Consider the following 23838-nt stretch of genomic DNA (forward strand, 5'->3'; position numbering starts at 1 on the left):
CACTCCCCGCACATCCAAGGAGCGGACAGATGCCCATCGCAACCCCCGAGGTCTACAACGAGATGCTCGACCGGGCGAAGGCAGGCAAGTTTGCCTACCCGGCGATCAACGTGACCTCGACCCAGACCCTGCACGCTGCACTGCGCGGCTTCGCGGAGGCCGAGAGCGACGGCATCATCCAGATCTCCACCGGCGGTGCGGAGTTCCTGGGTGGCCAGTACAACAAGGACATGGTCACCGGCGCGGTCGCCCTGGCCGAGTTCGCGCACATCGTGGCGGCGAAGTACGACGTCACCGTCGCGCTGCACACCGACCACTGCCCCAAGGACAAGCTGGACGGCTACGTACGTCCGCTGATCGACGTGTCCGCCGAGCGCGTGGCCCGCGGCCTGAACCCCCTCTTCCAGTCGCACATGTGGGACGGCTCCGCCGAGACCCTGGCCGACAACCTGGCCATCGGCCAGGAGCTGCTCGCCAAGGCCGCCGCGGCGAAGATCATCCTTGAGGTCGAGATCACCCCGACCGGTGGCGAGGAGGACGGCGTCAGCCACGAGATCAACGACGAGCTGTACACGACCGTCGACGACGCGATCCGCACCGCCGAGGCCCTCGGCCTGGGCGAGAAGGGCCGCTACCTGCTGGCCGCCTCCTTCGGCAACGTGCACGGCGTCTACAAGCCGGGCAACGTCGTCCTGCGCCCCGAGCTGCTGAAGGACCTCCAGCAGGGCGTCGGCGAGAAGTACGGCAAGTCCAGCCCGTTCGACTTCGTCTTCCACGGCGGCTCCGGCTCCTCCGAGCAGGAGATCGCCACCGCGCTGGAGAACGGCGTCGTGAAGATGAACCTCGACACCGACACCCAGTACGCCTTCACCCGCCCGATCGCGGACCACATGTTCCGCAACTACGACGGTGTCCTGAAGGTCGACGGCGAGGTCGGCAAGAAGTCCACCTACGACCCGCGCACCTGGGGCAAGCTCGCCGAGGCGAGCATGGCGCAGCGCGTCACCGAGGCCTGCGCGAACCTGCGCTCCACGGGCACGAAGCTCAAGTAACACCGCGCCCGAAGGGCCCGGTCGTACCGTCACCGGACGGCACGGCCGGGCCCTTCGGCGTGTGGCGCCCCGGACGGGGACACGCACACGCACACGCAGACGCACATGGTTTTGGACTCGCGTTCGCACTCAGCGGGCGGCCAGCGCCTGGTGGGAGCGGGTACGGGTACGGCGGACCGGGAGGCCGTGCGCGGCGGCCGGGGCCGGGAGTTCCTCCGGCACCAGGCAGCGGGCCGCATGGGCCACCGAGGCCAGTGTGACGTGGCGGTGCCACCCCTGGAGGGAACGGCCGGAGAAGTCCCGCAGGCCGACCTCCTGCGCGCTCACCGCTGCCGCCGACACCCGGTGGGCCGTCTTCGTCATCCGCACCAGCGTCCCCGGCTCCGTCCGCACCATGTCCGTCACCCACAGCTGCGTAGGCAGCCGTCGCGTCGTCTCCCACTCCCCGAACAGCAGCACCTCGCGCCGCCGCCCCGGTGCCGGATCCGGCACCATCACCCGGACCGCCGCCACCAGCGACGTGCGCCGCGCCCCCGGCACCTCCGGGTCGGGCCATTCCACCGGCATCCGCAGCCCCCTGACGTTCTGGAGGACGTCCCGCGCGGCCAGGGTCCCCGCGCCGAAGCCCGGCAGCCGCGGGTCCGTCACCAGCAGCCGCGCCTCGGGGTTGATGCGACCCACGACCGGTACCCGCGCCTCCGCGAAGCGGTTCAACGTGGCCCGCGTCGCGATGTCGCGGATGTCGAGCACCACCGGCCGCGCGGCCGGCCACGACTCGCGCACGGTGTCCAGCACGCCCGTCACCGCACACTCCTCGTACGACTCCTCCGACTCCTCCGACTCCTCCGAGTCCTCGGCCGCCTCGTCGAGGAACAGCCGCCACCCCACCGGCGTGACCATCCCGGCCGAGGTGAACCACATGCCGAACGCCTGCTGCCCGCGGAACATCTGCCCCTGGTGCGGGTCGAACCGGTGCCCGGCCCCCACCGAGTGCTCCCCGCCCTTCGGGATCGCCATCGGCTGCGCGACCCACGCGTTGAGCGGGGCCGACTGCCCCAGGTACTGCGACAGCGCCGCACGGATCGGCTGCCAGTCCCAGGTCGATGCCGCGATGAAGTGGTGCAGGCTCTGCTCCGCCGCGGCGCCGCCCGGCCCGATCTGCTGCGCGATGTTGCGGATCGACTTGCGGCCCTGCGTCGCGATCAACCCGCGTACGTACTGGCGCCCGCGCTCCCGCTGGTCCCGACGCCGCAGGGACGTGAACACCGCCGCGCACAGCTCCTCGACGGCATCGTCGATCCGTTCCTGCCGCGGCCTGCCGGGTCGGACGTCCTGGTGCGTGCCGCTCCTGGTGGTGGTGTTCACGACTCCCCCTTCGTCGATGGCCCTCCTACCGTCCGCCCCGGGCCCCGCCCCCGGGGAGGTGCGCCGGGCACACGGCTGGGCCGACGGGTGGTGGGGGGCCCACCACTGCGCATGAACGGCAGCCGTCAGGGTGGTCGGGCCACCGCCCGTACCGGTGCCACCGCACCGCTGGAGGGGCCCGATACCCCAGACTTGGTCCATGTCCATTCACCAGAACCTGCTCGGGGGCCCCGCCCCCACCCACCTCCCCGACGAGCCGGGCCGCGAAGCGCTCGCCGCGGGCACGCCCGCCGTCGAGGTGGCCGCCGCGCACCCGACCTCTTCCCTCGCCTGGGCGACCCTCGCCGACGAGGCGTTCGCCGCCGGCCGCACCGTCGAGTCGTACGCCTATGCCCGTACGGGCTACCACCGCGGCCTCGACGCCCTGCGCCGCGCGGGCTGGAAGGGCCACGGCCCGGTGCCGTGGGAGCACGAGCCGAACCGCGGCTTCCTGCGCGCCCTGTACGCGCTGTCCCGCGCGGCCGAGGCGATCGGCGAGAAGGAAGAGTACGAGCGCTGCTCGACCTTCCTGCGTGATTCGTCGGAGACGGCGGCGGACGCCCTGGGCGCCTGACCCCGCCAGACCCGCACCTTCGTAGGTCGGGGCCCCGAAACGGGGTCCCGATCGGTGGTGGTGTCCGAAAAGTAACCGTGACCCCGGTCACATCCCATTGGAGGCGGCCCGGCAATCGGTCCTATGATGCGGACAGGGGACCGGGGCTCCACTCACCCATCGGAAGGGGCGGACCGCTACCCGGAAGCACGTGTCGAGGAGACAGCGATGTCGAACACCCTTGATGCCTCCGGAGCCGGTTCGGACACCCCGAACCTCGACTTCGACGGCACGACCCCGTACGAGGACTACGTCCAGGCGGACGTCCTCACCCACCTCCAGCACCTCCGCTCGGACGACCCGGGCGAGATGGTCTTCCTGGTGACGACCCAGGTCATGGAGCTGTGGTTCACCGTCATCGTCCACGAATGGGAGACGGCCGCGAAGGCCCTCCGCGAGGACCGCATCCCCGTGGCGATGGATGCGCTGAAACGGTCCCTCCGCGAGCTGGAGGCCCTCAACGCCTCCTGGCGCCCGCTCGCCCAGCTCACCCCGAGCCAGTTCAACGCCTACCGCGCCGCCCTCGGTGAGGGTTCCGGATTCCAGTCGGCGATGTACCGCCGCATGGAGTTCCTGCTCGGCGAGAAGTCGGCCTCCATGCTCGTCCCGCACCGCGGCGCCCCGCGCGTCCACGCGGAGTTGGAGAAGGCCCTGCACGAGCCCAGCCTCTACGACGAGGTGCTGCGCCTGCTGGCCCGCCGCGGCCTGCCGATCCCGTCGGAGGTGCTGGAGCGCGACCTCTCCCAGCGCTACGAGCCCTCGCCCGAGGTGGAGGCCGTCTGGACCTCCCTGTACGCGGACCCCGACGCCCAACTCGACCTCCACCGCCTCGGCGAGGTCCTCACGGACGTCGCCGAGCTCGTCTGGCGCTGGCGCAACGACCACCTGGTCGCCACCCGCCGCGCCATGGGTGCGAAGACCGGCACGGGCGGCTCGGCCGGCGTGACCTGGCTGGAAAAGCGCGCCACGAAGAACGTGTTCCCCGAGCTGTGGACGGCGCGCAGCCATGTCTGAACCGCTGTCCGCACCTGCGCAGCCCGCACCCGCGCAGCCCGTGACCGATCTGGCCGCGCGTGCGGCGGAACTCGACGCCGCCGACGAGCTCGGCAAGCTCCGCGAGCGCTTCACCCTCCCCGACGGCGTCGTCTACCTGGACGGCAACTCCCTCGGCGCCCTCCCGGCCGGGGTCGCGCAGCGCATCGCCGAGGTCGTCACCCACGAGTGGGGCACCGAGCTCATCCGGTCGTGGAGCAGCGGCACCTGGTGGACCGCCCCCGAGCGGATAGGCGACAAGCTTTCCCCGCTCATCGGTGCGGCCCCCGGCCAGACGGTCGTGGGCGACTCCACCAGCGTCAACCTGTTCAAGGCCCTGGTCGGCGCTGCCCGGCTGGCCCGCCCCGGCCGCACCCAACTGCTGGTCGATGCCGCCACCTTCCCCACCGACGGCTACATCGCGGAGTCGGCGGCCCGGATGACCGGCCTGACCGTCACCCCGGTCGACCCGGCGGAGGCCGCCGGGGCGATGGGGGAGGACACCGCCGTCGTCCTCCTCAACCACGTCGACTACCGCACCGGCCGCCTCCACGACCTCCCGGCCCTCACCGCGGCGGCGCGCGCCGCCGGGGCCGTCACCGTCTGGGACCTCTGCCATTCGGCCGGCGCCCTCCCCGTCGACCTCGACGAGCACTCCGTCGACCTCGCGGTCGGCTGCACGTACAAGTACCTGAACGGCGGCCCCGGTTCACCGGCGTACCTCTACATCGCCGCACGCCACCAAGCCGCCTTCGACTCCCCCCTCCCCGGCTGGAACGGCCACGCGGATCCCTTCGCGATGACCCCCGACTACGCCCCGGCGGCCGGCGCGATCCGCGGCCGGGTCGGCACCCCGGACATCCTGTCCATGCTGGCCCTGGAAGCGGCGCTCGACGCCTGGGACGGGGTCGCGGTGGAAGCCGTGCGCGCCAAGTCCCTTGCCCTGACGGACTTCTTCCTCGCCTGTGTGGCGGCGTACGTCCCGGCCGGCAAGGTCGAGTCGGTCACCCCGGCCGAGCACGACCGCCGGGGCAGCCAGGTCTCGTTGCGCACCGAGAACGCCCGCGCGGTCATGGACGAGCTGATCGCCCGCGGTGTGATCGGGGACTTCCGCGCTCCCGACGTGCTCCGCTTCGGCTTCACCCCGCTCTACGTCGGTTTTGCCGACGCGGAGCGTGCGGCCCGGACGCTGGGTCGCATTTTCGGGTGACGTTCGGGTCGTGGAGGGACGAAACGTCACCTCACGGGGGCGGACGGGGCTCTGGCTCCGCCCGCCCCCACACATTTCGGCCACGGCCGACTCCTGCCGCGGAAGGCCGTGTTCCGGCCTGATACGGTCCCGCTCTGCCGGAACACCAGTCCCACGCGTTACCGAGAGGTTGAGCCGATGACGGACCCCGCAGTCGAACGGGACGCCGCCGAGGCCGCCTCGGCCTTCGCCCACCCGCCGGTCGCCCCGGACGCAACCGCGGCGTACGGGGACCACCCCGACCAGGTGGTCGACTTCTACGCTCCGCGCGGGGACACGGCGGCCGGACCGGCCCCGCTGGTGGTGGTGCTGCACGGCGGTGCGTGGCGGGCGCCGTACGACCGGCAGCACATCACGCCCCTCGTGGACTTCCTCGCCCGCTGCGGCTTCGCCGTCGCCAACGTCGAGTACCGCCGCGGGAGTTCCCTTCCGCACCAGCACGCGCAGGGCTCGGTGGCCGGCCGCTGGCCGGAGACCTTCGACGACGTCGCGGCGGCCATGGACGCCCTGCCGAACCTGGCCCCGGCCGCACTGCCGCAGGCCGACCTGCGCCGTACGGTCGTCACCGGCCACTCGGCGGGCGGCCACCTCGCGCTGTGGGTGGCTGCGCGTCACGTCCTGTCGCCCGGGTCCCCGGCCGCCTGGCGGCTGCCCACCCCGCCCCAGCTGCGCGGTGTGGTGGCGTTGGCCCCCATCGCGGACTTCGAGGTCGCGGAGGAGTTGGGCGTGTGCGGGGGCGCGTCCGCGCAACTGCTGGGCGGCTCCGAACACTGGTCGCGCCGGCTGCCGTTCGCGGACCCGGCAGCCCTGCTGCCGACGGGCATCGCGACGACGATCGTCCACGGCCGGGAGGACATCGTGGTCCCGCCCGCGGTGGCCGAGTCGTACGTGGCCGCGGCGGCCAAGGCCGGGGAGACGGTCGGCCTGACGCTGCTGGACGGAGTCGGCCACTTCCCGCTGATCGACCCGGCCGCGGACGCCTGCGCGGTGGTGGCCGAGGAGATCTCGCAGCTGGCCTGGTAGCGGCCTGCGGCGTGGTACAGCAGCGGGGCGTGCACGAACCGGTCCTCCCGCGTCGGCGGACACAGCCAGGCCAGCGGCCAGGCGCCGTCGAGGGCGGGGACGGGGATGTACGTGGTCCGGCGCGGCCCTGACGTCAGTCGTGTGAAGCCCGCCGGCCAGACCCGGTGGGCGGCGCTCCCGACCGGGATCAGGAAGTACACGGGCTGCCACCCGTTGGCCTGGACGACGATCGGCCCGGGGTCACCGCCAGTGAGCGTGGCGAGGAGATCGGCCAGGTTGCGTCCTGTGTCACCGTCCACACGTACCGCGTCAAATAGCACGCCGGCCTGGCGGATTCCGATTCCGGTCTCCGGAATCCAGCTGGGCGCAGGGGAGTTGGGCGCGTTACGTTCCGTGTTCATGGCCCAAGGGTGATGGCTCAGGTCCACCGTTTTCCACGTATCGGAGTTGATAGGTGAGAAGTACGGGAAGGCGCGCCATGCGCTGGAGACCGTTTGAGTTGCTCAGCGGTATACGAGAACCTCACCGGCCCGACCCAGGCCGTGGCCCCCACGGCCTGGGCCGATTTCGCCGGCTGGGCCGCGGGGGCGTGAAGCTCCGCCGCCCGCCGCCCGTCAGAAGTACACCGGGGTCACCCGGACCGTGGTGCGAGCCATCACCCCGGACTGCGCGCCGCGGGCCGTGTAGGTGTGGGCGCCGATGCGCAGGTTGCCGGCGGTGACGTGGGTGAAGCGGCCTTCCTTGTCGGCCGTGAGGTCGGGGAGGGGGGATCCGTCGCGGAGAAAGTAGATCTTCTCTCCCGGTTTGAAGTTGCTGCCCTGGAAGGTGCAATCGGAGTACTGGGCGAAGGTTCCGCAGCCGGTGAGCGTGGCCGGCCCCTTCGGGACCCACGGCTTCGGCGACACGGGCTTCGGCGACTCGGGCTTCGGGTCGGGGACGGGAACCTTGCGACCAGGGCTCTTGGTACCCGGATTCTTGGGTTCGGGCGTCTTCGGGGCGGACGTCGCCGGGTCGGGTGTGCGCGGAGCCGGGTCGTCCTCGAACGGGTTGTCGCAGCCGGCCACGGCCAGGACTGCGGCCGCGACGATGGCGGCGAGGAGTGCTCGTTTCATGTGGGCCACGGTCGCCCCCGCAGACGGTCCGGGTCGTCCGTACTACCACTGAAACGCGGTACGCAATCGAGGGCGGCCGCCGTCGTGCGTGCTGCGGGATACTGCCGGCGTGGGAATCGAATTCGTAGGCAGGGCAGCGGAGTTGGCGATCCTTGCCCAGCGGATCGAAGCCGCGGGGCGGGGCTCTGGATCCGTGGTACTGCTCGCAGGGCCGGCAGGCATCGGCAAGAGCACCCTCGCGGCCGAGGCGCTGCGCCGCCATGCCGCTCCCGCGCGGTTCACCGTCGCGCGGGGCCATTGCCCCAGGGGTGCGGTGGCACCGCCCTTGTGGCCCTGGCAGCGCGCGTTACGCCTTGCCGGAGCCACCACCGGGATCCCCGGACCGCGGACCGCCGAGCCGCCGCAGACGGGCGCCGCAGCGGGGCAGCAGCCGTGGAGTGCGATGGCGCCGGCCGACGCGGCGGCGGCGCAGTTCCTGGAGCTGGCCCGGATGTGCGAGGCGCTGGCCGCGACGGCCGCCGAACGCCCCCTAGTCGTCCTGCTGGAAGATCTGCACTGGGCCGACGCCGCGAGCCTCGACCTGCTGTGGCAGCTCACCGGCGAGGTCGCCGAGTCCGGGCTGTTCGTACTCGGCACCATCCGGGAACCGGTGCCCGAGGAAGCCGCCGGAGCCCTCGCGGACCTGGGCCGGTACGGGGCCGACACCCTGCGTCTGGCGCCCTTCAACCGGGAGGAGGTCGCGCGGTGCGTCGGCGAGGCGGAGGCGGCGGAGTCGTACCGGCAGACGGGCGGGGTGCCCCTGCTCGTCGCTGCGCTGCGCACGCATGCGAGCAGTCTCGCCAGCGTCGTCAGCGGCCTGCTGGCAGGGCTCACCGACGAGCAGCGCGACGTCGTACGGGCCGCGGCCGTGCTCGGCGAGCGGCTGGACACCACTCAGCTCGCCGCGGTCCTGCCGGAACCGGGTGAGACCGCCGTCGCGCAGGCGCTGGAAGCGGCCTGGCACGCGGGGGTCCTCACCGCGGCATCGCCCCCCGGTGCCGGACGCACCTACCGCTTCACCCATGACCTGGTGCGCGACGAGGTGCTCGGCCGGACCGCGCCTGCGACCGCCCGTGCGCTGCACGGGGCCGCCGCGCGGGCACTGGAGCAGGCCGGAAACCCTGCCGAGGCGGCCCGTATCGCGGCGCACTGGCGACAGGCGGGCACGGAGCCCGGTCACCGCGCCGCCGCGGCGCACTGGTCCCGGATCGCCGCAGACCTGGCGCGCGAACGGCACGCCTACGCGGATGCCGCCCGGCACCTGGCGGACGCCGCCGCCGTACTCGATGCGGCGGACCCGCAGCGGGCTCCGGCGCTCATCGAACTGGCTCGCGCCGAGTACCTCGCCGGGCACTACGACGTCTGCCTTCGCCATTGCGACGAAGCGTCCGGCGCGGCGGAGGCGAGCGGCCGGCCGGCCCTGCTCGCCGAGGTCGCCCTGGTCCTGCAGGGCGTCACGTTCCCCCGGGCCGCGCAGGCCCTCACCCGGCTGTGCGGGGCGGCGCTGGCCGCCCCGGACCTGCCGGACGCGATGCGTGCCCGGCTGCTCGCCCAGCTCGCCACCGCCTCGGCCGAACTCGACGCGCCCGAGGAGTGCGGCCGGGTACGCCCGCGCCGCCCTCGAACTGGCCGGGGCCACCGGTGAGCTCCGGGCCGAACTCGACGCCGTCCGAGCGGTGCAGATGACCCTGGCCCATCCCGACGACACCGCCGAACGCCTGCGTCTGGGCGAGCTGGCCGTGTCGCGCGCCGAGCAGCTGGGGGATCTGCTCGCCGTCGTCCTGGGCCACCAGTGGCGCGTGCAGGCGGGATACCTGCTGGGCCGGCCGGAACTGGTGGACGACGCGATCCGCGGCATCGAGGCGGTGGTGGCCCGTTCCGCGCTGCCGCTGGCCCGCTGGCACCTGCTGCGGGTGAGTGCGGCCCGCGCCGTGCAGCAAGGACGGTTCGCCGAGGCCCGCAGCTGCAACGCGGAGGCGACCGGGCTCGCCCGGGCCAGCGGGGACCAGTCCGCGATCGTCATGAGCTACGTGCTGCACCAGCAGCTGGCCTGGGTGCGCGGCGACGCCGCGGAACTGCCCGAGGAGATGTGGAGCGACCTCGACCGGGCGCCGCGACACCCGCTGCTGCTGTCCGCGCGGGCACGGGGGCTGTTCCTCGCCGGGCGGCTGGACGAGGCGCGGGAGGCCTATGACCAGCTGCGCCCGCTGCTTCCGATCCCGATGACGAACCCGCCATGGCCTGCGGTGCTGCTGAACCTGGTCGACCTGATCCGGCTGGCCGGTGATGCGGAGTCCGCGCGGCTCGTGTACGACCAGCTCGTGCTGTTCCGGCCGTATCCGGGAGCGCTCGGCACACCCACGGCCTACTTCTCGGGCTCGGTCAGCCGCGAACTCGGCGTTCTCGCGCTGACCGCAGGCCGTCCGGCGCAGGGCGAGGAGCTGCTGCGCGAGGCGCTGGCCCGCAACCGGGTCCTCGGTGCACGGCCGTTCGTGGCGCTGACGTGCCTGGACCTCGCCGCACTCCGGTCCGGCGCGGGGGCCCTCGCGGAAGCGGCGGCCCTCGCCGGGGAGGCCCTGGCGATCGCCGGCCAACTCGACCTGCCGGGCCCCTCCGCCGCTGCGGTGCGGCTCATCGGCGACATCGCCGCCCTGCGAGCCGGCACCGGCCGGCTCACCCCGCGCCAGCTCCAGGTCGCCGAGCTCGTGGCCCTGACTGCCCGTACGAACCGTCAGATCGCCGAAGACCTGGTCATCTCCGAACGCACGGTGGAAAGCCACGTCCGCAGCATCCTGGCCAAGCTCGGCTGTGCCAACCGGACGGAACTGGCGGCTCGCTGGGCCGGCCGCTGACCGAAGTACGGGACCGGCCGGTGCCGGTCCCGCCCGGCATCGATGCGCTGCTCATGCCCTGAATCCTGCAGAGCCTCGCCGATACTGGTGTGAAACGGTCGAGGGGGGGCGGATGACCAGGTGGGGGCTGCTCGTCGAGCAGAATCTCGGGGCGGGCGGCACGCACCACCGGATGTGGTCGGTGGGTGTGGTGGGCCATGTCGAGGGCACGCGCGAGGAAGCCATGGCGGAACTCCGCCGCCGGGCCGAGACGTTCGAGCCGATGCGTCCTCGTACGGTGCGCCGCCGGGTGGTGTACCAGACCGGGGACGGCTTCCTGGTGGTCCTGGACGGGGCCTGGCAGGTGTTCCACTACCGGTTCTCGGTGGCCGAGCAGGTCTACGACAGCGCGCCGCCCCCGGAGCCGGACCGGGAGCACCATCCCGGGTCCGAGGTGTGGGTCCCGCCCGCCCCCTGGACGGCGCGGGCGAACCCGAAGCCCCCGGCGCTGCCCGCCGAGCCGCCGAAGGCGTGGGACGCGGACGTGCCGGCCTCTCCGGCGTGGCTCGACCGGGAAAGTCCGGAATGATCCATTCCGTGCTGGATGTTCTACCCTGAGCTGGATTTCGAACCTGTTCAAGGTTCACACCAAACCAAGGGGGGAACGGTGCTCCGTCGCCGTCTCATGCTTTCCGCCGCCGTCGTCGCCGCGGGCGTAGGCCTCGTTCCGGGCCTGGCCCACGCGGCGGGCCCGGCAGCGCCCGCCGCCCCTGCGGTGGCCGCTCCGCAGCCGGGCCCGGCCAAGGCCACGGCGTCCCGCGTACAGACCTTCACCAGCCCTGCCGACCGTACGGTCCGCACACCGCTGCCGGGAGCCGGCAAGGGGGCGGCCGCGCGGGCTCAGAGCGCGGCCGATGCCGATCTCGCGATCGTCATGGACGCCGAGGCGCCCACCGCACACTCGATCAAACTGCGGACCCACGTCATGGGCGAGCCCGCCGCGCTCGACATGACCATCGCCTGGGGCGACGGGACCACGGACCAGGTCGCCGTCACCGGCTCCGGCTCCGGCTCGGACGTCCGCTACACCGAGCACAAGTACGCCAAGGTCGGCACGTACGACGTCACGGTCACGGTGAAGGACGCCGCGCACGGCGTCCAGGCCGTGAACCACCTCGAATTCGTCACCTCGGGCAGCGAGTTCACCCCGCACGCGCCCACCCGCCTGCTCGACACCCGCGCGGGCCTCGGCGCCGCGCAGGCCAAGGTCGCGGGGCGGGGCTCGGTGGCCCTGAAGGTCGCAGGCGCCGCCCAGGTCCCGGCGGGGGTCCGTGCAGTGGTCCTCAATGTCACCGCCACCAACGCCACGGGAGCGGGCCACATCGTGGCCCAGCCCCGCAAGGACGGCTTCGAGGAGGGGTCGAACCTGAACTACGCCGCGGGGCAGACCGTTTCGAACCAGGTCATCGTGCCGGTCGGCGCGGACGGCTCCGTGTACCTGATCAACGGCGGCTGGGGCTCGGTCGACCTCATCGCGGACGTCACCGGCTACTTCACGGCGTCGACCGCCGGCGGCTACACCACGCTGGACCCGTTCCGCGCCGTCGACACCCGCGAGGGCACCGGGACGGCGAAGGGCCAGGTCCCCGGCTACGGCACCTTCGGGGTCGACATCGCCGGGCGCGGGGGCGTCCCCAAGGGCGCCACGGCCGTGGCGCTCAACCTGACGGTCACCAACCCGCGGGCGGCCGGGCACCTGACCGCCTACCCGGGCGGGCAGGCGGCTCCGACCACGTCGAGCGTGAACTTCACCGCCGGGCAGACGGTCGCCAACTCGGTGATCGTGCCGATCGGCCCGGACGGGAAGATCACCATCCGCAACGGCAGCTGGGACCGGGCCGACGTGGTGGCCGACGTCGTCGGCTACTACAGCACCGACAGCAGGTCCGCCCTCGTGTCCATCGGCGGGCCGTACCGGATCATGGACACCCGCAAGGACAGCTGGGGCCGCAAGGCGGGCCCGATTCCAGCCCGTACGCACCTCCCCGTGCGGCTCGACGCCGACACGACGGACTCCAAGATCAACGCCTGGGTGCTGAACACCACGGTCACCAACACCACCGGGGAGGGCTTCCTGTCGGTCGCCGCCGACCCGAACACGTGGCCCGACTACCTGAAGGGCACCGCGGTCACGCCGCAGCGGCCCGTCTCCTCGTCCCTGAACTGGACGGCGGGCGCGACGGTCTCGAACCTGGTGCAGACGTCGGGGGGCAAGGGGGGCATGGTCGACTTCTGGAACCAGGGCTGGCAGGACATCGACCTGGTCTTCGACCTGCTCGGCTGGTACCAGACGGTCTGACCCGCCGGTACGCACAAGGGGTGGTGTGCCGTACGGCGCACCACCCCTTCGGCACAGCCGTACGGTCGGCGCTCAGTCCATACCTTCCACCGGGCTTATCTCGAACATTCCGCACACCCGCAGGTGGTAGGGGATCTCCACGGCCACAGTGCTGTTCGGCGGGTAGACCTTGACGTAGGTGGACGGCGCCCGGCAGTTCGGCGCCACGGAACGGCTGTTGGTGCGCATGACGGCGGTCACGGTGTCGTCGGGGAAGACGGACACGGTGCTGATCGCCTCGCCGGTGCGGATCGCGGAGGTGCCGATCTGGCGGTGCCGGGCATCGGTGACGCTGACGCCCGGGTACCCGCGCAACGCGCAGGTGTGGCCAGTGGTGTTGGTGAACAGGATCGGGTAGTCGATCGACCCCCCGGAGCGTTCCGGCCCGCCGACGGCCACATCCAGGTCGGCCACACGGCAGGTCGGGGCCATCGGCAGGGCCGATGCCTGGGCGGCGCCGATCGATGCGCCGGTGGTTGCGAGGAGGGCTGCGGAAGCGATGACCGCCGCCCGGGTCAGGACATTGCTCATGGCAAACTCCTGTGCCAGCTAAGGGAATTGCCCGCTACCGGTGCAACGACGTCCACCCGAGTGGCTCGACGTTTGCGGGTGCGCGTGGCACCTGAGGGAGGGGTGCTCGCCCCTTCGCGGAGGCCCCGATCGAGCGGTGCGCTCCCGCGGCTGAACAGCGCGGGCCTGATGGCACCATTCTACCGGCCGGGGGTCCGCGCGACCTTTCGGCAGCGGACACGCCGAGGGGGCGGTGCGCCGCACGGCGCACCGCCCCCTCGCGGTGCCGCTACAGGAACGAGTTGATCTCGATCGTCTCGGTGCGGCCGGGGCCGACGCCGATCGCGGAGATCGGGGCGCCCGACATCTCCTCCAGGGCCTTCACGTACGCCTGGGCGTTCTTCGGGAGGTCCGAGAACGTCTTGGCCTTCGTGATGTCCTCGGACCAGCCGGGGAGGTTTTCGTAGATCGGCTTCGCGTGGTGGAAGTCCGTCTGCGAGTACGGGAGCTCCTCGACGCGCTTGCCGTCGATCTCGTACGCCACGCAGACCGGGATCTGCTCCCAGCCGGTCAGCACGTCCAGCTTGGTGAGGAAGAAGTCCGTCAGCCCGTTGACGCGGGTGGCGTAGCGGGCGATCGGCGCGTCGAACCAACCGCAGCGGCGGTCACGGCCGGTGGTCACGCCGCGCTCGCCGCCGATCCGACGCAGGTCCTCGCCGTCCTGGTCGAAGAGCTCGGTCGGGAACGGGCCGGCGCCGACGCGGGTCGTGTAGGCCTTCAGGATGCCGATGACGCGGCTGATCTTCGTCGGGCCGACACCCGTACCGGTGCAGGCGCCACCCGCGGTCGGGTTCGAGGAGGTGACGAAGGGGTACGTGCCGTGGTCGACGTCGAGCAGCGTGCCCTGGCCGCCCTCGAAGAGCACGACCTTGTCCTCGTCGAGCGCGTTGTTGAGGATCAGGGTGGTGTCGGCGACGTACGGCTTGATCTGCTCTGCGTACTGGAGCATCTCTTCCACGATCGCGGAGGCCTCGATGGCCCGGCGGTTGTAGAGCTTCGCGAGGAGCTGGTTCTTGCCTTCGAGGGCCGCTTCGACCTTCTGGGCGAGGATCGACTCGTCGTAGAGGTCCTGGACGCGGATGCCGATGCGGTTGATCTTGTCCGCGTACGTCGGGCCGATGCCGCGGCCGGTCGTACCGATCTTGCGCTTGCCGAGGAAGCGCTCGCCGACCTTGTCGAGGGTGACGTTGTACGGCGTGATCAGGTGCGCGTTGCCGCTGATGAGCAGCTTGGAGGTGTCGATGCCGCGCTCGTTCAGGCCGCGCAGCTCGGAGAGCAGGACGGCCGGGTCGACGACAACGCCGTTGCCGATGACCGGGGTGCATCCGGGGGAGAGGATGCCGGAAGGGAGAAGGTGCAGCGCGTACTTCTGGTCGCCTACGACGACCGTGTGGCCGGCGTTGTTGCCGCCCTGGTAGCGCACCACATAATCAACGGATCCACCGAGCAGGTCGGTGGCCTTTCCCTTGCCCTCGTCACCCCACTGAGCTCCGAGCAGCACAAGAGCGGGCACAGGCGTACACCTCTTCCGGATGGGGCATGTCCAAGGTCAGGGGGCGTACGACGATGTACACCGCAGGCTGAGCCGTCGGACCGGTACCCCGGAATAGACGAAGGCCCTGGCGCAATAGCGCAAGGGCCTCTTGCACAAAGATGCTACCCGAGGAAGGACCGAGGTGTCGGCTCCAGAGCCCACCATGAGCCATGCGGGCGCGCCGGTAGGCGGCCTGCTCGTGCTCGTCGACCCGGTCGCCCGCCGTCTTGACGGCGAGTCCGTGCGGATCGCGAAGGATGTTCTGTCAGCGGGAGCGGCGGCGAAGATCTGCCTGCCGGATTCGCTGGAGGAGTTTGCGCGGGCTCTTGCCCGCCGGGGCCATCGGCAGCCGGTGATCGTGGGCGACGACCGGGCTCTGGTGCGAGCCGTGGGGCTGCTGCACCGGGAGCGGGGGCTGGGGGACGGGGCCGTTTCGCTGATTCCGGTGGGGCAGGGGGGTTCACTGGGGCTGGCGCGCTCGCTGGGCGTTCCCCTGTCCGCGGTGGCGGCGGCCCGGGCGGTCTTGGACGGCCGTACCCGCACGCGCGACCTGCTGGTCGACGACAGCGACGGGGTGGTGCTGGGGGATCTACGGATTCCACCCGTCCGGGCGGTGCCGAGGCCGGCGGGGCCGTCGGTGTGGAGCGCGTACCGCTCGCTGGTCCGCACGCTGGTCCCCTCCGGCGGTCCGGCCGTGGTCGGGCACCGGGTGCGGGTGGAGGCGGACGGGGAGGTGCTCGCGGACGTGGACCGGCCGGTGGAGGACGTCTCGGTGACAACGCTGTCGGGCGGGGACGGCCTTGCGGAGGTGACGGTACGGGTGGCCGGCTCCACGGTGGTCAGTGCGCGGGCGCGGTCGGTGACCGTGTCGGGGTCGGACTTCCGCTACCGCGCGGATGCGGTGGTGGCGGGGCCGGTCCGGCGCCGTACGTGGACGCTCAGACCGGCGGCCTGGACCCTCACGCTCCCGCACTGACCCGCCCGTGCGGGCCGCCCCGCCCTGATCCGCCCGTGCTGGGCCGCCCGTGCTGGGCCGCCCGGCCGCACTCGGCGCGGGCCGGGCCTGGCGCCGCCGTGGCCGGCGCTCGGTGGCGGTGTGTTCCGTTCGGGCGGGGGTGGGAAGGGGGCGTGTCCTCCAGCCCGCCGGCCGGGGCGGCGTCGTGATCGGACCGGCCGCCCCCGGACCGCGGTGCGGGGCCGTCGGGCCCGTACCGCGCCGCCGGCTACGGCAGGTCCAGCTTCGCCCGGTGCGCGCGCCAGCGGTCCATCATCCCCAGCATCTCCCCCTGCAAGAACTCGAAGAACGCCGCCGTCTCCGCGACCCGCGCCCCCGCCGGGGTGTCGGTGCCGAGCCCGGCCGCGCCGTCGCGGAGGGTCTTCTCGAAGAGGGTCAGCACCTGGTCCCGCCGGGTGAACGTCTCGTACCAGAGCTCGTTGTGCAGCACGTACCGGTCCCGCCGCGACCCGGGCTCCCGCTCGCGGCTGACCATGTTGACCTGGGTCAGGTACGACACCGCCCCCGACACCGCCGCCGGACTGATCTGTAGGGCTTCGCTCAGCTCCGCCGACGTCATCGCGCCGCTGTCGCTCGCGAGCAGCTGCGCGAAGACCCGCGCGGCCATCCTCTGCATCCCCGCGTCGGTCAGCTGCGCGGCGAACCGCTCCACGAAGCGGGAGACCGCCTCTTCGTTCCGTACGTCCATGCCCACGTCCATGTCCATGTTCAAGCCCTCCGCCACCCCTCCAACTTTACGCGATTTCTTATCTTCACAATCTTGTGAAAGTAGCGTACGTTCAGAAGTATGACGAAGGCAATCAGCGTCGCCGGACTCCACAAGGCGTTCGGCCGCACCCACGCACTGGACGGACTCGACCTCTCGGTCGCCACCGGCGAGGTGCACGGCTTCCTCGGCCCCAACGGCTCCGGCAAGTCCACCACCATCCGCGTCCTGCTGGGCCTGCTGCGCCCCGACTCCGGAACCGCCGAACTCCTCGGCGGCGACCCCTGGGTCGACGCCGTGACACTGCACCGCCGCATCGCCTACGTCCCCGGCGACGTGACGCTGTGGCGCAACCTCTCCGGCGGCGAGGTCATCGACCTCTACGGACGGCTCCGCGGAGGGCTGGACCGGACCCGGCGCGCCGAGCTGATCGAGCGGTTCGAGCTGGACCCGACCAAGAAGGGGCGCACGTACTCCAAGGGCAACCGCCAGAAGGTCGCCCTCGTCGCCGCCTTCGCCTCCGAGGTCGAACTGCTCATCCTCGACGAGCCCACCTCCGGCCTCGACCCGCTGATGGAAGAGGTCTTCCAGGGCTGTGTCGCCGAGGCCCGCAACGCCGGCCGGACCATCCTGCTCAGCTCGCACATCCTCAGCGAGGTCGAGGCCCTCTGCGACCGCGTCAGCATCATCCGCAAGGGCCGCACGGTCGAGACCGGGACGCTGGCCGACCTGCGGCACCTGACGCGTACGTCGATCAGCGCCGAGCTCGTCGGCCCGCCGAACGGCCTCGCACACCTACCGGGTGTGCACGACGTGGAGGTGCAGGGGTTGAAGATCCGCCTCCAGGCCGACACGGACAAGCTGAACGCCGTACTGCGCTCCCTCACCGAGGCCGGGGTCCGGTCGCTGACCTCGACCCCGCCCACGCTGGAGGAGCTCTTCCTGCGGCACTACGTCGACGAAACCGGGGCGGACGTACCGACGGGTGGCTCGCGATGAACAGTCAGTACGCCGGCACCGGCGCCCTGGTCCGGCTCGCCCTGCGGCGCGACCGGGTAATGATGCCGGTCTGGATCGCGGTCGTGGCGCTGATGGTGCTCAGCCTGCCGGCCTCGCTCGCATCGGCGTACGGGACGGCTGCCGAACGGGCCCGCCTGCTCGCCACGATGAACACCAACGGCTCGCTGCGCGCCATGTACGGGCCCGTCTTCGGTGACTCGATCGGAGCCCTGACCGCATGGCGGGGCGGGATCTTCGCCGGGGTGCTCGCCGCGATCATGAGCCTGGTCATCGTGGTCCGGCACACCCGCGAGGAGGAGGAGACGGGCCGTCAGGAGCTGCTCAGCGCGGCGATGGTGGGCCGCCGGGCACCGCTGACGGCTGCGCTGCTGGCGGCCCTGGTGGCCAACGGGCTGGCCGCGCTGCTGGTGGCGGCCGGTCTCGCCGGGCGCGGCGCGGGCGGTGCGTTGGCCCTCGGGTCGGGCATCGGGGCCACCGGGATGCTGTTCGCGGGGCTCGCGGCCATCGCGGCGCAGGTCACCGAGAGCGCGCGGCTCGCGAAGGGGCTCACGGGTGCTGCGATCGGTGCGGCGTTCGTGTTGCGCGCCGCCGGCGACGCGGGGAGCGCCGGGGGTTCGAGCAGACTGACCTGGGTGTCGCCGCTGGGCTGGCTGGAGCACGTACGGGCCTTCGCGGGCGAACGGTGGTGGGTGCTGGCCCTGTTCGCGACGGCGGTGATCGTCCAGGTGGCGGCGGCGTACGGGCTGGCCGGCCGCCGTGACCTCGGCATGAGCCTCCTGCCGGCCCGGCCGGGCCCGGCGGAAGGCCGGCTCGGCAGCGCCGGGGCGCTGGCCCGGCGGCTCCAACGGGGCAGCCTGATCGGCTGGAGCCTCGGATTCCTGGCGGCCGGCGCGGTCTTCGGCGGGATGGCGGACGGGGCCACCGAACTGGTCGGCGACAACGAACGGACCCGCGAGATCATCGAGCGGATGGGCGGACGGAGCGGGCTCACCGACGCCTTCCTCGCGACGATGGCCGGGATGCTCGGCATGGTCGCCGCCCTGTACATCGTCTCGGCGGTACTGCGGTTGGGCGGCGAGGAGTCGGGGCAGCGGGCCGAACCGCTGCTCGCGAACGCGGTCGGTCGGCTGCGGTGGGCCGGCGGCCACCTCGCCGTGGCCTTCGGCGGCTCGGCGCTGATCCTGCTGCTGGCGGGTCTCGGGCTGGGCATCGGGCACGGCGGTCAGGACGTGGGGGCGGCAGTCGGGGCCTGCCTGGCGCAGCTCCCGGCGGTCTGGGTGATCGGCGCCCTGGCGGCCCTCTTGCACGGTGCGGCGCCCCGCTACGCGGTCGCCGCCTGGGCGGTGGCCGGAACCGCGCTCGCGCTGGGCTGGATCGGCCCGGCGCTGAACCTCCCGCAGGCCGTCCTGAACGTCTCGCCCTTCGCCCACCTGCCGAAGCTGCCGGGTGCGCAGGCCGTGTCCTGGACTCCGCTGCTGGTGCTGACGGCCTTGGCGGCGGCACTCCTGGCAGCCGGCCTGACCGCCCTGCGCCGCCGCGACCTGGTCGTCTAGTGCTGTGATCGGGAAGGTTTGCCGGACGCCTCCGCCAGGTGAACCCACCCTTCCGGTCTCAGCACTGAGCGGCGTCTAGTCCTTCGAGGCGGTTAGAACTCCACGAGGAGCTCGTCCAGGCCGCGGATGACGTACCCGTCCCGCCACCGGGGCTCGCGCACGAGCCGTAGCGGCGGGACGCCGTCCGCCAGCAGGGCCCCGAACGAGGCGGTCAGCTCGCGCCGTGCGAGCGGCGCCCCCAGGCAGTAGTGGATCCCGGCCCCGAAGCTCAGATGCGGATTGTCGGCCCGTACGAGGTCCAGTGCGTCGGGGTCCTCGAAGCGGGCGGGGTCACGGTTCGCGGACCCGAAGAGCAGCGCGACCTCGGCGCCGCGCGGGATGACCGTGTCTCCGATCCGGATGTCATCGAGCACCCAGCGTTCGAACATTTGTAGTGGAGTGTCGAAGCGCAAGAGTTCATCCACAGCTGTGGACAACTTTTGGGAATCGAGCGAAGCGAGCTGCTCGGGATGACGGAAGAGGGTCCACCAACCGTTGACGGTGGCGTTCACGGTGGCCTCGTGGCCGGCGTTCAGCAGGAGCACGCAGGTGGAGATCATCTCCTGCTCGCTGAGCCGGCCCTCCTCGTCGTGGGCAGCGATCAGACCGGAGATCAAATCCTCACCGGGGTGCTTTCGCCGTTCGGCGATCAGCTCGCGCAGGTACGCGCTGAACTCCACGCTCGCCCGTACCGCCCGCCGTGTGCGCTCCTCGTCCGGTCGGAGCTCGAACATCCCGCAGATGTCCGACGACCAGGGCCGCAGCAGCCCCCGGTCCGCCGCGGGCACCCCGAGCAGTTCCGCGATCACCGCGACCGGCAGGGGCTCGGCGACGACGGTGAGCAGGTCCCCACCCCCCGCGGCGAGGAGTTGCCCGACCAGCTCCCGGGCGAGCCGCTCCACGGCGGGCGCGAGCCGCTCCACGGTCCGCGGGGTGAACGCCTTCGACACCAGCCTCCGCACCCGCGCATGGGCGGGATCCTCAAGGTCCAGCAGGCCGTTGCCGTTGAGGACGTGGAAGGGCTCGTGCTCCGGAGGCGGGGCCTCGCGCCCGAACTCCTCGTGCGAGAAGCGGTGTAGATAGGTCCGACCCAACCGGCGGTCGCGCAGCAACGCGCTCACATCGGCGTAGTGCGGCACCAGCCATTGCCCAGTGGCCTCCGACCACAAGGCCCGGCCCTGCTCACGCAGCTCCCGGTAGGCGGGGTACGGATCGGCGACGAACGCGGCATCCCACGGATCAAAGCCCATACCCGCACTCTAGGACCTCCTGCCGATGCCGCACCGAGCCCTTACCGCAGCAGCAGCACCAGCCGCCGCCGTCGGCGCAGCAGCCGCCGGTTCCGCAGCGGCCCCCGGGCTCGGTTCCGGTCACCGGGGCCGAGCTGCCGACGGCCCTCTACCTCACCGTCCACGCCGACTGTTGTGGGTGGACGGCGCGGCATATCCGCTCCAGACCGTCGCTCGCGTGTACACGTTCATCCTTCAACCCCGTCGCAAGGAAGCGGTGCTGACCTTCGTCAAGCGGACGGCGGTCACGATCCTCACCGCGATGGCCTTCACTCTGTTCGGAGGCATGGCGACCGTCCTCGCCCGGGAGTCCGACAGCAGCGTGAGCACCTGAACGTGGGGATGGCAGGAGCATGAGCGGAGACAGTTACTACTTCGGCAAGACCGTCAACATGCACGGTGGTCAGCGCAATATCGGCATGGTCAACCACGATGCGCAGCCCAACGGCGCCCAGCCGGTCGACCCCGCCCTGGCGGAGGCCGTCCGCCAACTGCTCGACCTGCCAGGGCGGCGGGCTAGGCCGGCGTGACCAGCCGGGTCTCGTAGGCGAATACCGCCGCCTGGGTACGGTCGCGCAGGCCGAGCTTCACCAGAATGCGGCTCACGTGCGTCTTGATCGTTGACTCTGCGACGATGAGCCGGTCCGCTATCTCCGCGTTCGACAACCCCTGCGCGATCAGCACCAGCACCTCTGTCTCCCGCTCGGTCAGCTCTCCGACCCCCACCGGATCCGCGAGCTTCGGCGGGGCCGAGAGCTTGGAGAACTCCAGGATCAGCCGCTTGGTGACCGTCGGTGCCAGCAGGGCTTCGCCGGAGGCCACCACCCTTACGCCATCGGCCAGTTGTCGGGCCGAGGCATCCTTGAGCAGGAACCCCGACGCCCCGGCCCGCAGGGCCTGGTACACGTACTCGTCGAGGTCGAAGGTCGTCAGGACCAGCACCTTCGCGTCCGTGTCCGCCGCCACGATCTCCCGCGTGGCCTCCAGCCCGTTCATCACCGGCATCCGGATGTCCATCAGCACCACGTCCGGCCGCAGCGCCGCGACCTGGGCGATGGCCTCGCGGCCATCCACCGCCTCCCCGACCACTTCGATGCCGTCCATCGCGTTCAGCAGTACCGAGAACCCCTCCCGCACCATCATCTGATCGTCGACGATCAGAACCTTGATCGTCATGACGGCCCCTGCGCCGCAGCTGCGTCCTTCCGGTTGGCCACCGGTATGAACACCGCCACCTCGTACCCACCCGTCGCCGTCTCCCCGGCCGTCATCTCCCCCTCCAGCATGGCCACCCGCTCCCGCATCCCGGTGATCCCGTGCCCGGCGCCCGGCGAGGGCCGCACGTCCCCGGTCCCCGCCTCATTGACGATCCTGATGCCCAATCCCCCCAGCACATAGGAGATCTCGACCCCGGCCGCCGCTCCAGGCGCATGGCGCAGCGTATTGCTCAGCGCCTCCTGGATGATCCGGTACGCCGACAGCTCCACGCCCTGCGGCAGCTCCCGCACCGCACCCGTGACCGTCTTCTCCACTCTCAGCCCGGCCTCGCGGACATTGGCCAGCAGCCCGTCCAGCGATGCAAGCGTCGGCTGCGGGGCGTCCGGAGCCTCGTAGTCCGCGGAACGCACCACACCCAGTACCCGGCGCAGCTCCGTCAGCGCCGCCACCGCGTTCTCCCGGATGGTGACGAACGCAGCCTCCAGCTCCGGAGGAGGGTTCTTCACCCGGTAGGGCGCGGCCTCCGCCTGGATCGCCACCACCGACATGTGGTGCGCCACCACGTCGTGCAACTCCCGTGCGATCGTCGTCCGCTCCTCCAGCAGCGTCCGCCGGTCCCGCTCGACGGCCGTGACCTCTTGCTGCGCGCTCACCACCTGCTCCGCTTCCTTACGGATGTTGCGGACCGTGACCACCAGCAGGGCCACCGCCAGGACGAAGGCCATCGGCCCGACGTTGACCGATCCGCGCTGGCCGACCACGGTGGGTATCCCGGCCCCGAGCATCAGCGTGATCAGCCACATCCAGGCTGCCGCCCGGGGCCGGGTCCGCATCGCCACGATGGTCACCACCGCCAGGTACGACACGAAGGCACCCGGCGACCAAGGCCACGTCAGGTCCCGCGAGGTGACCACCGCGAGCAGGCCGGTGGCCACGACGGTCGACCAGAAGGCGCCCACGGGACGTACCAAGGTCATGAGCACCGGTACGGCCGCTATCAGCCCGATCACCAGAGAACTGGACGGCGGAAGGTAGTCGGCGGAGGTCCACGCGACCATGACCACGATGAACGCCACGAACCCGACGGTCGCGTGCGGCAGATATGCGGCCCGCCGCTGAACGCGCTGCGGAAGTCTCCGCGTCAGCCGCCCGTCCGTCCGCATCAACGGCAGCGGCCGGTACGCGAAGGCATCCGTGATCAGATCCTGGCGCAAGCTCTCGAACAGGCCGGAGGCCAGCCGGATCTCGGGGGTCCGGGGGGTCGCCCCGGGGGTCGTCTCGGTCATACCCACACCGTAGGTCGGCCGCCCCCTGCTCCGCGTCGCCGCTGAAGGGGATATCTCCGCATCCCCCTCAGGTACTACCCGGGGGCCTCAGTAGCCCGCCGGACGGACCAGACCCGTCTCGTACGCGAACACCGCCGCCTGGGTACGGTCCCGCAGTCCCAGCTTCACCAGGATCCGACCCACATGGGTCTTCACGGTCTGCTCGGCCACGATCAGGTGCCCGGCGATCTCCGCATTGGACAGGCCTTGCGCGATCAGCGACAGCACTTCGGTCTCCCGCTCGGTCAGTTCGTCGATCCGCGCCTTCGAGGGCGCCCGCGGCGCACCCATCCGGGAGAACTCCGTGATCAGCCGCTTGGTGATGTTGGGCGAGAGCAGTGCCTCGCCGGCCGCCACCACCCGGACCGCCTCGGCGAGCTGGTCGGCCGAGGCGTCCTTGAGCAGGAACCCGGAGGCCCCGGCCCGCAGCGCCTCGTACACGTACTCGTCGAGGTCGAAGGTGGTCAACACCAGCACCTTGACATCGGCGTCCGGGGCCGCGGTGATGACGGACGTGGCCTCGATGCCGCCCATGCCCGGCATACGGATGTCCATCAGGACCACGTCCGGGTCGAGTTCGGCGACCTTCGCCACCGCGTCGGCGCCGTTCACGGCCTGGCCGACGACCTCGATGTCGGGCTGGGCGTTGAGGAGGACGGTGAAGCCCTGCCGGACCATCATCTGGTCGTCGGCGATCACCACCTTGATCGGGTCGGCCGGAGTGCTCATTAGAGGACCATCCCTTCTGCAGCCCTCACGGGTAGGGTTGTGACCTCTCGGTCCTGGTGGGTGCACGGCCATGTGTGCGAGCCGTTC

24 protein-coding genes are annotated in these 23838 nt (G+C 71.7%); 14 read left to right on the plus strand and 10 right to left on the minus strand.

Annotation, left to right across the window (positions count from 1 at the left end):
• Window positions 1-29 precede the first annotated feature (29 nt).
• The gene (fbaA, locus tag ABZZ20_RS33750) at window positions 30-1052 is read left to right on the plus strand and encodes a class II fructose-bisphosphate aldolase (protein WP_356876304.1); all 1023 of its coding nucleotides are present in this window, start codon (window positions 30-32) and stop codon (window positions 1050-1052) included.
• A gap of 129 nt (window positions 1053-1181) precedes the next feature.
• Here fbaA and ABZZ20_RS33755 read toward each other — a convergent pair whose 3' ends face one another.
• Window positions 1182-2417 (minus strand): transposase, encoded by a 1236-nt coding sequence (locus ABZZ20_RS33755; protein WP_356876306.1) that lies wholly within the window; start codon window positions 2415-2417, stop codon window positions 1182-1184.
• A gap of 199 nt (window positions 2418-2616) precedes the next feature.
• Here ABZZ20_RS33755 and ABZZ20_RS33760 point away from each other — a divergent pair, with 199 nt between their 5' ends.
• The 4 genes from ABZZ20_RS33760 to ABZZ20_RS33775 all read left to right on the plus strand — a co-directional run bounded on the left by ABZZ20_RS33760 (window position 2617) and on the right by ABZZ20_RS33775 (window position 6373).
• Entirely contained in the window at window positions 2617-3030 is a 414-nt protein-coding gene (locus ABZZ20_RS33760; protein WP_356876308.1) for a DUF3151 domain-containing protein, read from the plus strand.
• 207 nt (window positions 3031-3237) lie between these two features.
• Window positions 3238-4083 (plus strand): tryptophan 2,3-dioxygenase, encoded by an 846-nt coding sequence (locus ABZZ20_RS33765; protein ID WP_356876310.1) that lies wholly within the window; start codon window positions 3238-3240, stop codon window positions 4081-4083.
• Window positions 4084-4123: 40 nt separating this feature from the next.
• Entirely contained in the window at window positions 4124-5311 is a 1188-nt protein-coding gene (gene kynU / locus ABZZ20_RS33770; protein ID WP_356876346.1) for a kynureninase, read from the plus strand.
• A 177-nt stretch (window positions 5312-5488) separates the two neighbouring features.
• Window positions 5489-6373 carry an alpha/beta hydrolase gene (locus tag ABZZ20_RS33775; protein WP_356876312.1) on the plus strand — a complete coding sequence of 295 codons (885 nt, stop codon included), beginning with the start codon at window positions 5489-5491 and terminating at the stop codon, window positions 6371-6373.
• Window positions 6374-6987: 614 nt separating this feature from the next.
• Here the strand turns inward: ABZZ20_RS33775 and ABZZ20_RS33780 are convergent.
• Window positions 6988-7485 (minus strand): hypothetical protein, encoded by a 498-nt coding sequence (locus ABZZ20_RS33780; protein ID WP_356876314.1) that lies wholly within the window; start codon window positions 7483-7485, stop codon window positions 6988-6990.
• A 109-nt stretch (window positions 7486-7594) separates the two neighbouring features.
• Between ABZZ20_RS33780 and ABZZ20_RS33785 the strand changes: the two genes are divergently transcribed.
• The 4 genes from ABZZ20_RS33785 (at window position 7595) to ABZZ20_RS33800 (ending at window position 12714) form a co-directional block, all read left to right on the plus strand.
• Window positions 7595-9169, plus strand: coding sequence for an AAA family ATPase (locus ABZZ20_RS33785; RefSeq protein ID WP_356876316.1), 1575 nt, complete (start codon window positions 7595-7597; stop codon window positions 9167-9169).
• A gap of 37 nt (window positions 9170-9206) precedes the next feature.
• On the plus strand, window positions 9207-10376 hold the full coding sequence (locus ABZZ20_RS33790; protein WP_356876348.1) for a LuxR C-terminal-related transcriptional regulator: 1170 nt from the start codon (window positions 9207-9209) through the stop codon (window positions 10374-10376).
• Between the two features lie 112 nt (window positions 10377-10488).
• Complete coding sequence (locus ABZZ20_RS33795) at window positions 10489-10944, plus strand: hypothetical protein (RefSeq protein WP_356876318.1); 456 nt, start codon at window positions 10489-10491, stop codon at window positions 10942-10944.
• 78 nt (window positions 10945-11022) lie between these two features.
• On the plus strand, window positions 11023-12714 hold the full coding sequence (locus tag ABZZ20_RS33800; protein ID WP_356876320.1) for a PKD domain-containing protein: 1692 nt from the start codon (window positions 11023-11025) through the stop codon (window positions 12712-12714).
• A gap of 72 nt (window positions 12715-12786) precedes the next feature.
• On the opposite strand, the gene ABZZ20_RS33805 is transcribed toward ABZZ20_RS33800, so the two are convergent.
• Window positions 12787-13284: a DUF4232 domain-containing protein gene (locus ABZZ20_RS33805; protein WP_356876322.1), complete on the minus strand. Its 498-nt coding sequence runs from the start codon at window positions 13282-13284 to the stop codon at window positions 12787-12789.
• Window positions 13285-13552: 268 nt separating this feature from the next.
• Complete coding sequence (locus ABZZ20_RS33810; RefSeq protein ID WP_356876324.1) at window positions 13553-14836, minus strand: adenylosuccinate synthase; 1284 nt, start codon at window positions 14834-14836, stop codon at window positions 13553-13555.
• Between the two features lie 163 nt (window positions 14837-14999).
• On the opposite strand from ABZZ20_RS33810, the gene ABZZ20_RS33815 reads away from it, so the two are divergent.
• A complete protein-coding gene (locus ABZZ20_RS33815) occupies window positions 15000-15833 on the plus strand; it encodes a diacylglycerol kinase (RefSeq protein ID WP_356876326.1) in 834 nt (277 codons plus the stop codon).
• 247 nt (window positions 15834-16080) lie between these two features.
• On the opposite strand, the gene ABZZ20_RS33820 is transcribed toward ABZZ20_RS33815, so the two are convergent.
• On the minus strand, window positions 16081-16572 hold the full coding sequence (locus ABZZ20_RS33820) for a MarR family transcriptional regulator (protein WP_356876350.1): 492 nt from the start codon (window positions 16570-16572) through the stop codon (window positions 16081-16083).
• Window positions 16573-16659: 87 nt separating this feature from the next.
• Here ABZZ20_RS33820 and ABZZ20_RS33825 point away from each other — a divergent pair, with 87 nt between their 5' ends.
• Window positions 16660-17577, plus strand: a complete 918-nt coding sequence (locus ABZZ20_RS33825; RefSeq protein WP_356876328.1) for an ABC transporter ATP-binding protein — start codon at window positions 16660-16662, stop codon at window positions 17575-17577.
• Window positions 17574-19151, plus strand: a complete 1578-nt coding sequence (locus ABZZ20_RS33830; protein WP_356876330.1) for an ABC transporter permease — start codon at window positions 17574-17576, stop codon at window positions 19149-19151. Before ABZZ20_RS33825 ends, ABZZ20_RS33830 begins: the two co-directional genes overlap by 4 nt.
• Window positions 19152-19243: 92 nt before the next feature.
• Here ABZZ20_RS33830 and ABZZ20_RS33835 read toward each other — a convergent pair whose 3' ends face one another.
• Entirely contained in the window at window positions 19244-20440 is a 1197-nt protein-coding gene (locus tag ABZZ20_RS33835) for a cytochrome P450 (RefSeq protein WP_356876332.1), read from the minus strand.
• 41 nt (window positions 20441-20481) lie between these two features.
• A complete protein-coding gene (locus ABZZ20_RS33840; protein ID WP_356876334.1) occupies window positions 20482-20604 on the minus strand; it encodes a hypothetical protein in 123 nt (40 codons plus the stop codon).
• Window positions 20605-20657: 53 nt separating this feature from the next.
• Between ABZZ20_RS33840 and ABZZ20_RS33845 the strand changes: the two genes are divergently transcribed.
• Window positions 20658-20813, plus strand: coding sequence for a hypothetical protein (locus tag ABZZ20_RS33845; protein ID WP_356876336.1), 156 nt, complete (start codon window positions 20658-20660; stop codon window positions 20811-20813).
• Between the two features lie 19 nt (window positions 20814-20832).
• Complete coding sequence (locus tag ABZZ20_RS33850; RefSeq protein WP_356876338.1) at window positions 20833-21009, plus strand: hypothetical protein; 177 nt, start codon at window positions 20833-20835, stop codon at window positions 21007-21009.
• Here the strand turns inward: ABZZ20_RS33850 and ABZZ20_RS33855 are convergent.
• The 3 genes from ABZZ20_RS33855 to ABZZ20_RS33865 all read right to left on the minus strand — a co-directional run bounded on the left by ABZZ20_RS33855 (window position 20996) and on the right by ABZZ20_RS33865 (window position 23751).
• Complete coding sequence (locus ABZZ20_RS33855) at window positions 20996-21655, minus strand: response regulator transcription factor (RefSeq protein ID WP_356876340.1); 660 nt, start codon at window positions 21653-21655, stop codon at window positions 20996-20998. The genes ABZZ20_RS33850 and ABZZ20_RS33855 overlap by 14 nt on opposite strands.
• A complete protein-coding gene (locus ABZZ20_RS33860) occupies window positions 21652-22983 on the minus strand; it encodes a histidine kinase (protein ID WP_356876342.1) in 1332 nt (443 codons plus the stop codon). Before ABZZ20_RS33860 ends, ABZZ20_RS33855 begins: the two co-directional genes overlap by 4 nt.
• An 87-nt stretch (window positions 22984-23070) precedes the next feature.
• A complete protein-coding gene (locus ABZZ20_RS33865; protein WP_356876344.1) occupies window positions 23071-23751 on the minus strand; it encodes a response regulator transcription factor in 681 nt (226 codons plus the stop codon).
• Between the last annotated feature and the right edge of the window lie 87 nt (window positions 23752-23838).

This window comes from Streptomyces sp. NPDC006430 (assembly GCF_040612395.1).
Classification (GTDB): Bacteria; Actinomycetota; Actinomycetes; order Streptomycetales; family Streptomycetaceae; genus Streptomyces.

Excerpts from the sequence above, each read along its gene's own strand:
- ABZZ20_RS33765 (WP_356876310.1), top strand. The coding sequence starts at position 3,238 with ATGTCGAACACCCTTGATGCCTCCGGAGCCGGTTCGGACACCCCGAAC.
- ABZZ20_RS33795 (WP_356876318.1), top strand. The coding sequence starts at position 10,489 with ATGACCAGGTGGGGGCTGCTCGTCGAGCAGAATCTCGGGGCGGGCGGC.
- ABZZ20_RS33790 (WP_356876348.1), top strand. The coding sequence starts at position 9,207 with ATGACCCTGGCCCATCCCGACGACACCGCCGAACGCCTGCGTCTGGGC.
- fbaA (WP_356876304.1), top strand. The coding sequence starts at position 30 with ATGCCCATCGCAACCCCCGAGGTCTACAACGAGATGCTCGACCGGGCG.
- ABZZ20_RS33835 (WP_356876332.1), bottom strand. The coding sequence starts at position 20,440 with ATGGGCTTTGATCCGTGGGATGCCGCGTTCGTCGCCGATCCGTACCCC.
- ABZZ20_RS33830 (WP_356876330.1), top strand. The coding sequence starts at position 17,574 with ATGAACAGTCAGTACGCCGGCACCGGCGCCCTGGTCCGGCTCGCCCTG.
- ABZZ20_RS33805 (WP_356876322.1), bottom strand. The coding sequence starts at position 13,284 with ATGAGCAATGTCCTGACCCGGGCGGCGGTCATCGCTTCCGCAGCCCTC.
- ABZZ20_RS33825 (WP_356876328.1), top strand. The coding sequence starts at position 16,660 with ATGACGAAGGCAATCAGCGTCGCCGGACTCCACAAGGCGTTCGGCCGC.
- ABZZ20_RS33850 (WP_356876338.1), top strand. The coding sequence starts at position 20,833 with ATGAGCGGAGACAGTTACTACTTCGGCAAGACCGTCAACATGCACGGT.
- ABZZ20_RS33760 (WP_356876308.1), top strand. The coding sequence starts at position 2,617 with ATGTCCATTCACCAGAACCTGCTCGGGGGCCCCGCCCCCACCCACCTC.
- ABZZ20_RS33820 (WP_356876350.1), bottom strand. The coding sequence starts at position 16,572 with ATGGACGTGGGCATGGACGTACGGAACGAAGAGGCGGTCTCCCGCTTC.
- ABZZ20_RS33775 (WP_356876312.1), top strand. The coding sequence starts at position 5,489 with ATGACGGACCCCGCAGTCGAACGGGACGCCGCCGAGGCCGCCTCGGCC.
- ABZZ20_RS33780 (WP_356876314.1), bottom strand. The coding sequence starts at position 7,485 with ATGAAACGAGCACTCCTCGCCGCCATCGTCGCGGCCGCAGTCCTGGCC.
- ABZZ20_RS33860 (WP_356876342.1), bottom strand. The coding sequence starts at position 22,983 with ATGACCGAGACGACCCCCGGGGCGACCCCCCGGACCCCCGAGATCCGG.
- ABZZ20_RS33865 (WP_356876344.1), bottom strand. The coding sequence starts at position 23,751 with ATGAGCACTCCGGCCGACCCGATCAAGGTGGTGATCGCCGACGACCAG.
- ABZZ20_RS33855 (WP_356876340.1), bottom strand. The coding sequence starts at position 21,655 with ATGACGATCAAGGTTCTGATCGTCGACGATCAGATGATGGTGCGGGAG.